The sequence below is a fragment of the Bradyrhizobium sp. S3.12.5 genome, assembly GCF_040548225.1.
Lineage (GTDB): Bacteria > Pseudomonadota > Alphaproteobacteria > Rhizobiales > Xanthobacteraceae > Bradyrhizobium > Bradyrhizobium cytisi.
The window spans coordinates 25,426-37,955 of sequence record NZ_JBEPRF010000020.1; the positions used below are offsets into that span (position 1 = coordinate 25,426).

At 63.4% G+C, this 12,530-nt stretch carries 11 protein-coding genes and 1 tRNA gene; 7 read left to right on the forward strand and 5 right to left on the reverse strand.

Features of this window, described 5'->3' with window-relative positions:
• Nucleotides 1-4 precede the first annotated feature (4 nt).
• Genes ABIC09_RS26795 through ABIC09_RS26805 form a run of 3 tightly spaced genes read left to right on the forward strand, consistent with a single transcriptional unit; the run spans nucleotide 5 to nucleotide 2,866 of the window.
• Nucleotides 5-832: an ABC transporter permease gene (locus ABIC09_RS26795; protein ID WP_354111200.1), complete on the forward strand. Its 828-nt coding sequence runs from the start codon at nucleotides 5-7 to the stop codon at nucleotides 830-832.
• A 37-nt stretch (nucleotides 833-869) separates the two neighbouring features.
• Nucleotides 870-1,907, forward strand: coding sequence for an ABC transporter substrate-binding protein (locus tag ABIC09_RS26800; RefSeq protein ID WP_354111124.1), 1,038 nt, complete (start codon nucleotides 870-872; stop codon nucleotides 1,905-1,907).
• A gap of 59 nt (nucleotides 1,908-1,966) precedes the next feature.
• Nucleotides 1,967-2,866 carry an SMP-30/gluconolactonase/LRE family protein gene (locus tag ABIC09_RS26805; protein WP_354084955.1) on the forward strand — a complete coding sequence of 300 codons (900 nt, stop codon included), beginning with the start codon at nucleotides 1,967-1,969 and terminating at the stop codon, nucleotides 2,864-2,866.
• Between the two features lie 552 nt (nucleotides 2,867-3,418).
• Here the strand turns inward: ABIC09_RS26805 and ABIC09_RS26810 are convergent.
• Both ABIC09_RS26810 and ABIC09_RS26815 read right to left on the reverse strand, forming a co-directional pair.
• Nucleotides 3,419-3,494: transfer RNA gene (locus ABIC09_RS26810), tRNA-Ile, on the reverse strand.
• 349 nt (nucleotides 3,495-3,843) lie between these two features.
• Nucleotides 3,844-4,818 carry a Bug family tripartite tricarboxylate transporter substrate binding protein gene (locus ABIC09_RS26815; protein WP_187435340.1) on the reverse strand — a complete coding sequence of 325 codons (975 nt, stop codon included), beginning with the start codon at nucleotides 4,816-4,818 and terminating at the stop codon, nucleotides 3,844-3,846.
• Nucleotides 4,819-4,925: 107 nt separating this feature from the next.
• Between ABIC09_RS26815 and ABIC09_RS26820 the strand changes: the two genes are divergently transcribed.
• Nucleotides 4,926-5,903, forward strand: coding sequence for a TAXI family TRAP transporter solute-binding subunit (locus ABIC09_RS26820; RefSeq protein WP_354111125.1), 978 nt, complete (start codon nucleotides 4,926-4,928; stop codon nucleotides 5,901-5,903).
• A gap of 19 nt (nucleotides 5,904-5,922) precedes the next feature.
• On the opposite strand, the gene ABIC09_RS26825 is transcribed toward ABIC09_RS26820, so the two are convergent.
• The 3 genes from ABIC09_RS26825 to ABIC09_RS26835 form a co-directional block, all read right to left on the reverse strand.
• Complete coding sequence (locus ABIC09_RS26825; protein ID WP_148755384.1) at nucleotides 5,923-7,152, reverse strand: ABC transporter substrate-binding protein; 1,230 nt, start codon at nucleotides 7,150-7,152, stop codon at nucleotides 5,923-5,925.
• A 103-nt stretch (nucleotides 7,153-7,255) separates the two neighbouring features.
• Complete coding sequence (locus ABIC09_RS26830) at nucleotides 7,256-8,149, reverse strand: substrate-binding domain-containing protein (protein ID WP_148755385.1); 894 nt, start codon at nucleotides 8,147-8,149, stop codon at nucleotides 7,256-7,258.
• Nucleotides 8,150-8,158: 9 nt separating this feature from the next.
• Nucleotides 8,159-8,476, reverse strand: a complete 318-nt coding sequence (locus tag ABIC09_RS26835; protein WP_354111126.1) for a hypothetical protein — start codon at nucleotides 8,474-8,476, stop codon at nucleotides 8,159-8,161.
• Between the two features lie 69 nt (nucleotides 8,477-8,545).
• Here ABIC09_RS26835 and ABIC09_RS26840 point away from each other — a divergent pair, with 69 nt between their 5' ends.
• From ABIC09_RS26840 to ABIC09_RS26850, 3 genes are read left to right on the forward strand one after another with little or no spacing between them, the layout of a single operon-like run.
• On the forward strand, nucleotides 8,546-9,373 hold the full coding sequence (locus ABIC09_RS26840; RefSeq protein ID WP_354111127.1) for an ABC transporter substrate-binding protein: 828 nt from the start codon (nucleotides 8,546-8,548) through the stop codon (nucleotides 9,371-9,373).
• A gap of 55 nt (nucleotides 9,374-9,428) precedes the next feature.
• A complete protein-coding gene (locus tag ABIC09_RS26845) occupies nucleotides 9,429-10,535 on the forward strand; it encodes a molybdopterin-binding protein (protein WP_354111128.1) in 1,107 nt (368 codons plus the stop codon).
• A 13-nt stretch (nucleotides 10,536-10,548) separates the two neighbouring features.
• Nucleotides 10,549-12,498, forward strand: coding sequence for a molybdopterin biosynthesis protein (locus ABIC09_RS26850; protein ID WP_354111129.1), 1,950 nt, complete (start codon nucleotides 10,549-10,551; stop codon nucleotides 12,496-12,498).
• Nucleotides 12,499-12,530 lie beyond the last annotated feature (32 nt).

Below are 12,530 nucleotides of genomic sequence, written 5' to 3' on the forward strand. Positions count from 1 at the left end.
CGCGATGAAGCCGACACGCCCCGAGAAAAGCCGGGCAATACACGGGAGCACCTTGTCCTATCGCCTGCGCGTGCATCTTGCGCGGGCGTTGCTCCTGGGCGGTTTCGTCGGATTTTGGGAGATCGGCGTCCGAGCCGGTTGGCTCGATCCCTTCTTTTTCCCGGCGCCAACCCAGATCATAAGCCGCGTCCGCGATTGGATGATAACCGCTGAGCTTTGGTCCGATCTTGGCACTACGCTGCTCGAGACGATTTTGTCGTTCCTGGGCGGTATTGCACTGGGCACGAGCCTTGGTATTTGGCTCGGCCTATCTAGGTTCGCGTCCGACGTTTTGCAGCCCTTCATCAAGGTCGTGAACGCTATACCGCGCGTACTTCTCGCTCCGATTTTCGTAATCTGGTTTGGCCTGGGACTCGCCTCCAAGGTAGCGCTCGGCTTGATGATCGTGGTCTTCATTGCGTTCTTCAATACCTATCAGGGTATTCGCGAAGTGAACCCCGTAGTGCTAGCCAACGCCCGGCTGCTGAAGGCCAGCCGATGGGCTTTGTTGCGGCATGTCTATTTGCCATCAGCGACCAGCTTCATCCTGTCGTCGTTGCGCGTGTCCGTTGGAATGGCTGTGCTCGGTGCAGTTGTCGCTGAATATCTCGGCTCCTCCGCAGGTCTTGGTCATCGGATATCCGAAGCTGAGGGGGTTATGGATGCCACCGGCGTTTTTGCTGGCCTCGTGATCCTGTCCGTCTTCGTTGTCGGTCTCGACGCGCTGGTCGACGCGCTGGAGCGCAGGCTTCTTGTCTGGCGTCCAGTAACTGCGCACGAGCACGATAGCTGAACGCGACCAGAACTTTCCCTTTATAAGGAAATTGCAGATGAGCAACTCAACTCGTTTGAATGCGCTGTTCGGTGCTGCCATGATGTTCGGAGCGGCATCGTCCACGGCCACGGCGACCGAGCCCGAAAAGGCAAATGTAAGCCTGGCCGTCGGGTCGATGATAATGAATTACATGCCCGTCGGCCTGGCCGAATCGCGCGGCGAGTTCAAGAAGGAAGGGCTAACCGTAACGGTCCAGAATTTTGCATCGGGAGGCACGAAAGCGCTGCAGGCGCTCATTGGCGGGTCCGTCGACGTCACCGTAGGAGCCTATGATCATACGATCCAGATGCAGACGAAAGGGAAGGAGATCGTCTGCGTCGCGCAGCTCAACACCCGACCAGGCTTTTCGATAGGAGTTCGTGCCAGTCTAGCTGAAAAGGTCAACAGCGGTCGCGATCTCAAGGGCCTGAGGATCGGCATAACTGCGCCAGGTTCAAGTGCGGACATGACGGTGCGCTACTATCTGCGTCGCAACGGCCTGAAGCCCGCTGACGCGCAGATCGTGGCTGTGGGCAGCGGGCCACCAGGAATGGTTGCTCTTGAGAACGGCAATGTCGATGCACTTATTTATTGGGATCCTATTGCTACAATTCTTCAGCAGAAGAAGGCAGTGAAGGTCCTCTTGGACGCGCGCACGCCTGAAGGTGCGGAATCGGCAATAGGCGGGAAAATCTCACCGTTTGCCTGTCTCTACGCGACACGTGCCTTTATCGAAGCCAATCCAGAGACAACACAACGACTCGTCGACGCGTTCATCCGTACTCTACGCTTCATTCAGCAGGCGCCCGCGGCAGAGATTGTCCACTCATTGCCAGACGCATGGAAACTGCCCGGCCAGCATGACCTCAACGTTCAAATCATGGAGGCATCCAGGTCGTTGTTTTCAGCTGATGGCTTCACGGACCCCGAAAGCACGAGAATCCCACTCGCGATTCTGTCCGGCTGCAGCGATGAGATTGAGAATTTCAAGATCGATCTGTCGAAAACGTACACAAACCACTTCGCGGAGGAGGCCGCACGGCGCTTGAAATAGACATTCACTACAGACCTCTATCGCAACGAGCGCACGATGTCCAAGCAGTTCGGCAGTTCATGATGTATCTCGACAAGCCACCTCGGTTGATCGAAACGCGCGTTCTCTCGTCAATGCCGGCGCAGTTTCGTCGCCCCGGCGTCTCCTCGGAATGGGCGGATGCCAATCGCGGTGGCCGTTCCGTGGATTGCTTCCTCGAGGGACCCTCGATCGATAAATCCGGAAATGTATATGTTGTCGATATTCCCTTCGGTCGCATTTTCCGGGTTTCACCTGACGGCGCCTGGTCTCTGATAGTCGAATATGACGGCTGGCCCAACGGGCTGAAAATCGCTCCGGATGGACGAATAATCGTCGCCGATTACATGAACGGTCTCATGGAGCTCGACTCGGAGTGCGGCACAATCCGCCCCCTGCTGAGCCACCGCAATTCCGAGTCCTTCAGGGGCTGCAACGATCTTCATATCGCGGCTAACGGCGACATCTATTTCACAGATCAGGGACAGACTGGCTTGCACGATCCGACTGGCCGTGTGTTTCGCCTTTGCGCTGGAGGCCGCTTGGACTGCCTCGTTTCAAACGGGCCGAGCCCGAACGGGCTAGTGCTCAATTTGGATGAGAGCGTGCTGTTTGTGGCGATGACACGTGACAACAGCGTCTGGCGTATGCCGCTTATGCGCGACGGTGGCGTCGCGAAGGTTGGACGGTTCAGTTCGTTTTTCGGGACTAGCGGACCAGATGGACTCACATTGGATCGCGATGGGCGACTCTTTGTCGCGCACGCGTCCCTCGGTCACGTGTTCGTCTTGGCGCCGAACGGCGAAGTGATTGCCCGCATCAAGTCGTGCGCAGGGGCGACCTGCACAAACGTCGCCTTAGATGCGGCCAACAACGCATTGCTCATTACGGAGTCCTCTACGGGGTCGCTGTTAGTTGCAGATCTCAAAGATCTTTCTTGATCCCAACCCACTTGGTCTGAGCCAGAAATCCGGCCTATAGGATGCTTGCTTGCGAGCCTCAGTCCCATGCCGCTCTGCCGATCGGTTGGCGAAGTCGCAGCTCCCGGTCTTCTCTGCCGTTTCCAGATCCTCTTGCTCCTTATGCTGATGCTCGGGATCGATTCGCAATCGTCGCTCAGGGTCCGCTGCGGAATGCCGCAGTAAAACTTACAGTGACAGTGCTGGACTGCACCCCTCAAGTGAGACACGATTATCTCGGTGATAGGGCATTTCCGAGGATGTCCTGTGGCGGCAAGAGGGAAGAACCGTCAAGCGTGCTGAGCTTGGCCCCGGAGTGCGGCGATTTCCTTTTCCTGGCCTTCATCGAAAACATCTTGGGGTGTCGAATTCCTCTTGCGCTTGCGGGCCGAGGCCAGTTCGTTGTCGATGGGTAGCTTGCCGAGCGCAGGCCCGCCTTCGCCTCTTGAACTTCGGCGCGGCAGCCGTCACTCGCTTCGCTTTTGACGTGTGGCACCGGCTTGCCTAGCCGAAGCTCGCGAAGCGAGCGAAGGCTGGTGGGCCCGGCAGGACTCGAACCTGCAACCAGACCGTTATGAGCGGCCGGCTCTAACCATTGAGCTACAGGCCCCGCCGCAGGACGGCCGCGGGAATGCGCGGCCGGCAACGGTGCGCGGTTCGTTTACAGGGCCGGAGGCGGGGGTGCAATGCCGGGTCTGGCGAACCGCAAGCGCAGGCGCTGTATCGCCGAGCATGTTCCGAATAACCGAATTTTGCGATCTTGGGCTTATGCCACTGTTTTGCCCGACGTGTCAAAGTGTTTTGGGGTGCTGCGCGCTTTCGCCTCTGTAACCCGCTGAAATCGCCTGGCTTTTCTACTGTGCATGGGGTTGTTTTCGCAAGTTCTTGCTGGAAGGGGACCCGCCGGTCCCCTCACCACGCTTCACTCGCGGGCTCTCGGCCCGTGGCAGGTTGTCCGCTCAGTCCACCGAGACCCCGGCGAATGCCACGACCTTGCGCCACTTCTCGGTCTCGTCGGTGACGAGCTTGCCGAACTCGGCCGGCGTCATCGGCTTGGGGATGCCGCCATTCTCGGTCAACCGCGCGGTGACCTTCGGGTCCTTCAGCGCGTCGCCGACGGCCTTGTTGAGAATCTCGACCACTTCGGGCGGCGTGCCCTTTGGCGCGGAGATGCCGTAGAAGCCGACCGCTTCGAAGCCCGGCACAGTCTCGGCGATCGCAGGCACGTCGGGCACACCAGGCCAGCGCTGCGGCGAGGTCACGCCGATGGCGCGGACAGTGCCGCCGCGCGACTGCTCGAGCGCGGAAGGAAGGTTGTCGAAGATCAGCTGCACCTTGTTGGAGATGATGTCCGGGAAGGCGATCGCAGAGCCGCGATAGGGCACGTGCACCATGTCGCACTTGGTCATCACCTTGAACAGCTCCGCCGACATGTGCACCGAGGTGCCGTTGCCGGACGAGGCGAACGAGATCTGGCCGGGATTGGCCCTGCAATAATCGATGAACTCCTGAACCGTCTTCACAGGCATCGCGTTGGAGACGACCAGCATGTTGGTGAGCTGCATGATGCTGGCGACCGGCACGGTGTCGCGCAGGAAGTCGAACGGCAGCTTCTTGTAGAGCGAGGTCGAGATCGCGTTGTTGGGCGCGACGAACAGCAGCGTGTAGCCGTCGGGGGCTGCGTTGATCGCGGCACCGGCCGCGATGTTGCCGCCGGAGCCGGCGCGGTTCTCGACGATGAATTGCTGGCCGAGCCGATCCGACAGCGCTTGCGCCATGATGCGCGCGACGATGTCGACCGGGCCGCCGGCGGCAAAGCCGATCATCCAGTGCACCGGGCGGTCGGGGTAGGCGGCGGAGGCGGGAGGGGAGGCTACGAAAAGACCAATCAGAAAAACCAACCCGAAAACAGCGTACCGCAAAATTCGCAACATGATGCCTCCCATTGTTCTATTGTCGTTGCGGGGCATGCTTTCACAAAAACCGCCCGCTGCCTACATCGCCTCAAGTCGATGTTGACGCGGGGGCAGCCGGAACGACCATGAAATTCGCAATCACGATTCTCATCAGTGCGGCGCTGCTCGGAAATTTCCTTGCAAGCCCCGCTGCTGCTCAAACCGGAGGCAATGCCATTTCCACCACGACGATCAGCCTGGGCACCGCGACGCCCGGCGGCGGTTTCCCGCTTTATGGCAACGCCTTTGCGGAGGTGATGAACGCGGCAGATAGCACGCTCACCATTGCTCCGCGCAACACCAAGGGCAGCAACGAGAACATTCCGCTTTTGGAGAAAGGCGAGCTCGATCTCGCTTTGGTCGCGGGCGAGCCGGCCTATGAGGCCTTCGCCGGCATCGGCCGCGCGCCGGCGCGCTTGAAAATTCTGATCGCGATCTATTCCAACCCCGGCATGTTCGTGGTTCGTGCGGACAGTCCCTACAGGACCATCCGCGATCTCGTGGGACAGCCGGTGGCGTTCGGCGCAAAGGGCTCCGGCCTGCCGATCCTGGCGCGCTATGTGCTCGACGGGCTCGGGCTGAAGCAGGACGAGGATTTCAAGGCTGTTTATCTCGACCGCGCCGGCGACGGCCCCGCGATGGTCGAGGATGGCCGCGTGGCTGCACTGTGGGGCGCCGGCATCGGCTGGCCGGGCTTTGCGGCGGTGGCCTCGAGCGCATCAGGCGCGCGCTTCATCGCGCCCTCTGCCGAAGAGATCACGCGCATCCGCGCCAGGCATGCGTTCCTTAAACCCCTGACCGTGCCGGCCGGCTCCTATCCCAAACAGTCCGAGCCGATCACCTCGCTCGGCTCCTGGAGCTTTGTGCTGACGCGCGAGGATCTGCCCGACGATGTCGCCTATCGTCTTGCGAAGACGCTGCACGGCGCCGAAGCGATCTTTTGCAAGAAGCTCGCCCAGGCCTGCGAGACCACCGCGGCGAACACGGTCGCGGCGGCACCGAAGCCGGAGCTGATTCATCCGGGCGTGATGCAGTATTTTCGCGAGATTGGAGTCGTGAAGTGACGATCGCTTTAGGCGCTCGTCACTTCTTCAGCATCGGACACGCCGGGTCCGGCGGGCCGAACGCCTTGTCGCCCGAGATCGTGGTGAGGATCTTGTAATAGTCCCACGGATATTTGCTTTCCTCCGGCGTCTTCACCTGCACCAGCCAGAGGTCGTGCACCATCAGATTGTCTTCGCGCAAGCGGCCGTTGCGGGCGAAGAAATCCTCGACCGGCGTCTCGCGCATTTTCGCCGCGACCTTGAGCGGATCGTCGGTGCCGGTTGCCTTGATGGCGTTGAGATAGTGCATCACGCTGGAATAGACGCCGGCCTGCCACATCGACGGCATCTTGTTCATCTTGGCGAAATAGCGCTTCGACCATTCGCGCGTCTTGTCGTCCATGTCCCAATAGAACGACGTCGTCAGCAACAGGCCTTGGGCTGCCTGCAGGCCGAGGCCGTGGATGTCGGTGATCAGCGCGAGCAGCGCCGCCATCTGCTGGCCGCCCTTGAACACGCCGAACTCCGAGCCGGTCTTGATCTCGTTCATGTTGTTCGGGGGACCTGCCGCGATGCCGATGATCTTGGCCTTGGAGGCCTGCGCCTGCAGCACGAAGGAGGAGAGATCCGGCGTCGCCAGCGGCGGCTTCACCGAGCCGAGCACCTTGCCGCCATTGGCGGTGATGACGCTGGAGGCATCGCGTTCGAGCGAGTGGCCGAAGGCATAGTCGTCGGTGATGAAGAACCAGCTGTCGCCGCCGCGCTTGACCACCGCGTCCGCGGTGCCGACCGCGAGCGCGCGGGTGTCGAACACCCACTGTATCGCATAGGGCGAGCAGAACTTGCCGTGGAAATCCGCGGTGCCGGTGGAGTGGGTGATGAACAGCCGCTTCTTCTCGTTGGCGACGTTCTGCACCGCGAGGCCAACGGCGGAAACCGGCACGTCGACGATGAGATCGACCTGGTCGACATCGTACCAGCGCCGCGCGATGCCGCCGCCGATATCGGCCTTGAGCTGGTGGTCGCCGATCACGATGCTGATCGGCTTGCCGAGCACCGTGCCGCCGAAATCGTCGATCGCCATCTGCGCCGCGGTCACCGAGCCCTGGCCGGTCGGCGCGGAGGCCGGGCCGTTCATGTCGGTGAGCACGCCGATCTTGACGATGTCGTCGGACACCTGCGCCATTGCGGCGCCCGACAGCAGCGCCGCCGCCAAGGGCATCGCTATAAAGGCAGCCGCGACCGGCAGTCCAAATCTCGCTGGATTCACGCTTGTCCTCCCCTGATCCGGCTCGTTGGCCGAAGTTGCCTGTCCCGGGTACGGCCCGGCTGAATTGGTTTCTTTTGCAACTATTTTGGGGCGGGCGTCAATGTCAGGCCGCGAAGCGGATCTGCCCGGCGGGGGAGGAATCGTAGCCGGTCAGCTCCTCGGCGCGCTGGCGCAGCCGCCGTTCGCTGAGGAACCGGATCAGGGCCTGCATGGCGGGGCGGAAATAGCTGCGCTGCCGCATCGCAAGGTCAAAATTCTCCCAGACCAGCGGCACGAAATCGAGACCCGCCGAGCGCGCCGCCGCGCGCGTCGCAACGCCGCAGTCGGCCTGCCCGGCGCGGACCACTTCGGCGAGATCCGGCCCGGTGAGGGCAGGCGTCTCCACCCGGCGCAGATCGCGCGTCGAGGCGCCCGCGCGCAGCAGCAGCACGTCGAGCAGCATCTGCGCGCCCGTGCCCTGTTGCCGCGTCGCCATCCGCGAGCCGAGCGCGAGCACGTCGGAGAGACCGCGCAGCCGCTTCGGATTGCCCGGCGGCAGCACGAGACCCTGCTCGCGGCGCACGAAGGCGACCAGCAGCGCGTCATGCAGGTCAGGCGCGTCCCGCAGCGCCGCCGCGCTGGCGTCGGAGGCGAGATTGCCCTCGGCATCGAGGCTGTGGAAGTGCACCGCGACTGCCATCACCTCGTCACGTTGCAGGCGCTCGAGCCCGCGCGCACTGCCTTCGGTCATCGATCCCAGGCCCGAGCCGGACTCACGCAGGCTCCAATCCAGGAGCTCGTCCTGGCTGCCGCCCACGACCGGCGGCGGCTCCGCCGTCAGCATGCCAGCTGGACGCGCCATGCCTGACAGGACCCAGAGATCGAGCTCGTGCCGCGGGAAGAGCCATTTGCCGGTCACCTTGGTGCACGGGATCGCTCCATTGGTGACGAGTTCGTAAAGCTTGCGTTCGCCGAGACGGAGATAGTCCGCGGCTTCACTGGTCGTCAGGAATTCCATCCTGCATTCCTATGCAAATTCTTGCTTCTTTTTGACGTTAAACGCAGGTGGAATTCTGCACTTCGATTTTTGTCCGCGCGAACCATGCCCGATGATCTCGTTGCTTTGCAACACATCCTGACGCGTGTTTTGATTTTGGTTGACGATCTTGCTGGGCTCGAATGGTGCGGGCGTTGCGGCCGTTGCGCTCGTGATTGCAGTCAACGTACCGGTTGATTGATTGCCGAAATTTCCCGGATAACTCGTCTTCGTCCGCTCGCCGACGCGTGGTGAACTTGCCTTTCGGTGGTGGTCAGGCTCAAGCTCTATCTCCTGTTGCTGTGGCAACTGGCAAGTCCGTCACGAGTGCGGCGCAATCGAGCATCATGATCGCGTCTTGTTCAATGGGAACCCGTCATGGCCGTTCGCCGACTGACCGTTGCATTTGCGCTTCTCTGCGGCCTCGCCGGAGGCATTGCGGCCTCGTCTGGCGAGGAGCGTGCGATCGTCCTGGCCTCGACGACATCGACGCAGGACTCCGGCCTGCTCGACTATCTGCTGCCGATTGTCCGCGACAAGACCGGCATCGAGGTGACGGTGATCGCACGCCGCAGCGACGAGGTGCTCGACGTTGCACGACGGGGCGAGGTCGACGTCGTGTTGATGCATGCCCGGCCGCAAGAGGAGAAATTCGTCGCCGACGGTTTTGCCACGAAGCGCTACGACGTGATGTACAACGATTTCGTGCTGATCGGGCCGAAGAGCGATCCCGCCGGCGTGAAGGGCAAGGACATCGCCACCGCGCTGAAGGCGATCGAGGCCAAGGGTGCGCCGTTCATCACGCGTGGCGATCGTTCCGGCACCCACGCGGCGGAGCTTGCACTCTGGATCGTTGCGGGCATCGACATCGCCAGTACAAAAGGCGCCTGGTATCGTGAGAGCGGGCAGGGCATGACCGCCGCCCTTGACGCCGCACGCGCGGCGAATGCCTATGTGCTCGCGGATCGCGCCAGCTGGATCGCCTTCAGGGATCGCGGCGATCTCGACATCGTTGTCGAGGGCGACAAGCGGCTGCTCAACCAATACGGCGTGATGCTGGTGAACCCGGAGAGGCATCCGAACGTCAGGAAGGAGCTGGGCCAGACCTTCGTCGACTGGTTGATCTCGCCGGAAGGGCAGGCGGCGATCGCAGGCTTCAAGGTCGACGGGCAACAGGTGTTCTTTCCGAATGCGGACAAGCCCTGATTGGCCGAGGCACGAGCGGTTGCCAAACCGAGCGATGCGTGGTCCACCATGAGGCATGACCCAGCGCCTGCCGCCCTCGCTGACGCCGCTCGACACTGCGCTCGCTGTTTTGCTGCGCGGCGTCGGTCCGGTCGCGCCGGTCGAGTTGCCGCTGGCTGAAGCAGTCGGCTGTATCGCCGCGGGGATGCCGCAGCTCGCAGCCTATCCGCCGTGCGACATCGCCGTCGTAGATGGCTGGGCGTTGCGTGCCAACGATCTGGTCGGTGCGTCCTCCTATTCGCCGCTGCCTCTGACCGGGCTTCCCGTGTGGGTCGACGCCGGCGATGCGATGCCGGCAGGGTGCGACTGCGTGCTCGATGCCGGCGCGGTCGAGGTGTCGGGCCCGCTCGCCCAGGTTCTGGCCGAGGGCGTTCCAGGGCAAGGCGTCGGGCGTGCCGGCGGCGACACCGCAGACCGCTCGCCCGCGGCCACAGCGGGACTTCCCATCGATGCAACGGCTCTGTTGCTCGCGCGTGTCGCCGATGTCGAAAGGCTGAGCATCAGGCGACCGCGGCTGCGCATCGTCAACGTGCCGGGCGCCACCGCGACGATGCAGATGATCACCGACCTCGCGCGCGCGGCGGGATTGGAGGTGACCGCGCATGAAGCCGGCTCACGTGATGCGACATCGATTGCGGAGGCGCTCGATGTCTCCGTCTGCGATCTGCTGCTGACGATCGGCGGCAGCGGAGCCGGTCGTGCGGATGCCTCGGTAACGGCGCTGGCCCAGCGTGGAGCCGAATTCGCCCACGGCCTCGCGCTCCAGCCCGGACGCACCGCAGCCGCTGGGCGGCTCGGAAAAGTTCCCGTCCTTGCCTTGCCCGGGGCGCCCGCTCCGGCCCTCGCGGTCTGGTTGGCGCTTGTGCTTCCGCTCATCGACAGAATGTCGGCGCGGCAGCCGCGCCGCCAAATAACCCTGCCGCTCGCGCGAAAGATCGCGTCCAGCGTCGGCATTGCCGAGATCGCTCTGCTGGCCGAGGAACATAAAACGTGGATGCCGCTTGCAGTCGGTGAATGGCCGCTCCACGCCATTGCCGGAGCGGATGCATGGCTGCTCATTCCCGCCAGCCATGAGGGATTTGCGGCGGACGAGCCGGTCGATGCTTATCTGATGCGGGAATGATATGGGTTCCGGCATGACGATGATCCCAAAACCGCCAGATCGCAGCGCGCTCGAACAGGAGCAATTCCTCAAGATCCTCTCACGCGAGGAGGCGCTCGCGCGGTTCGAGGCGGCCCTGTTTCCGCGCGCGATCCCGAGCGAACAGCGCAAGCTTGCCGATGCGCTCGGTACGGCACTGGCTGAAGACATCACCGCACCGATCGACGTGCCGCCCTTCGACCGCTCGAATGTCGATGGTTTTGCCGTACGCTCGGCGGATCTTTCCGCCGCCGGTGAAGGCGCATCCGTGCGGCTCGCGCTGAACGGCGAGACCATTCACTGCGGCACCGTGCCCAAGCTGCAAGTCGCCGCGGGCACCGTAACGCCGATCGCCACTGGCGGCCCCGTGCCGCGAGGCGCCGATGCTGTGGTCATGGTCGAGCACACCCAGCCGGCCGGCCCCGACGCGATCGATGTTCGTCGCGCCGCCTCGCCGGGGCAATTCGTATCCTATGCCGGATCCGACATCGCGCGCGGCGAGGCGCTGCTGCGCGCCGGCACGATCATAGGCTCGCGTGAGATCGGGATGCTGGCGGCCTGTGGCATCGCCGAGGTGAAGGTTGCGCGGAAGCCGCGCGTCGCGGTGATCTCCACCGGCGACGAACTGGTGCAGCCCGGCGGGGCGCTTGCGCCGGCCGCGATCTACGACACCAATGGCGCCATCGTCGCGGCCGCGATCGACGAGAACGGCGGCGAGGCCATCTTCCTCGGCGCCATTCCCGACGACGAAGCCAAGCTCGAAGCCGCGATGCGCCATGCGCTGGCGGATGCTGACATGCTGGTGCTGTCCGGCGGCACCTCGAAGGGGGCGGGCGATCTGTCCCATCGCATCATCGGCCGGCTCGGCCAGCCTGGCATCATCGCGCATGGCGTTGCGCTCAAGCCGGGCAAGCCGCTGTGTCTCGCGGTGTGCGACGGCAAGCCGGTCGTGATCCTGCCGGGCTTTCCGACCTCGGCGATGTTCACCTTCCACGACATGATCGTGCCGGCGCTGCGCAAGATGGCCGGCCTGCCGCCGCGCTCCGATGCCAAGGTGAATGTCACCGTGCCGGTGCGCATGTCTTCCGAGCTCGGCCGCACCGAATTCGTGATGGTCTCGCTGGTCGAGGGCAAGGACGGCCTGATCGCCTATCCCTCCGGCAAAGGCTCTGGTGCGATCACGTCCTTCGCGCAAGCCGACGGCTTTTTGCGCATTGACGCGCTCGCCGACCAGATGCCGGCGGGGACCGAAGCAGAGGTCACTCTGTTTACGCCGCATGTGCGGGTGCCTGATCTCGTCATCGTCGGCAGTCATTGCACCGGCCTCGATCTCGTCACCGCACCGCTCGCGCATGCCGGCCTCACCGTGCGCTCGATCGCCGTCGGCAGCCTCGGCGGACTTGCGGCAGCGAAGCGCGGCGAATGCGATCTCGCGCCGATCCATCTGTTCGACGACAAGAGCGAGACCTACAACACGCCTTACCTCGCCGAGGGACTCGAGCTCGTGCCGGGCTGGCGGCGGATGCAGGGCATTGTGTACCGCAGGGGCGACAAGCGTTTTGAGGGGCTCGGCGCGAAGGAGGCCATTGCTGCTGCGCTCGCCGACCCCGCCTGCATCATGGTCAACCGCAATCAGGGCGCCGGCACGCGGATCCTGATCGACCGCCTGCTCGAGGGCGCCCGTCCGGACGGCTATTGGAACCAGCCGCGCTCGCACAATGCGGTCGCCGCAGCCGTCGCGCAGCACCGCGCCGATTGGGGCATGACCATTGCGCCGGTCGCCCATGCGGTCGGCCTCGGTTTCATCCCGCTCGCGGAAGAGCATTATGACTTTGCCTTGGTGACGGCGCGCAGGCAGCGGCCTGCTGTGCAGGCCTTTCTCGACGCACTCGGCTCGGAAGAGGCCCGCGCAGCGCTGGAGCGCGCTGGCTTCCGGCCCGCGTAAACGATAGACGACGCGGCATTCAAGCCGCGCGG